The organism is Chryseobacterium sp. SIMBA_029, assembly GCF_046535275.1.
Taxonomy (GTDB): Bacteria; Bacteroidota; Bacteroidia; order Flavobacteriales; family Weeksellaceae; genus Chryseobacterium.
In genome coordinates, this window is the sequence record NZ_JAWRXA010000337.1 from 1 (window position 1) to 270 (window position 270).

Genomic DNA, 270 nt, shown 5'->3' on the forward strand with positions numbered 1-270 from the left:
GAAAATCGCGCCGCGTCACAAATGATGGACGTGGAAGTGGTGGACGAAAGTTTTGCCCAATCAATGATTCTGACGAAGTATAAGGACTGGGAGTATGAGCAGGAAGTTCGTTCATTCGTTGCCTTACCTGAGCCGGACGTATTAACGGGCCTCTACTTTGAATCGTTCGATGAAAATTTGGTGCTTCGCGAGGTAATCCTTGGACCACAGTGTGAGCATTCGGTTGAATCGGCTCGAGAGCTTGTTGGGCGTAATTCTGACGTTGAGGTG

At 48.9% G+C, this 270-nt stretch carries 1 protein-coding gene; it reads left to right on the forward strand.

Going from position 1 to position 270, the window contains the following annotated elements:
- The coding region (locus tag SB679_RS24370) for a hypothetical protein (RefSeq protein ID WP_410704837.1) at nt 1-270 on the forward strand (270 nt) is incomplete at both ends.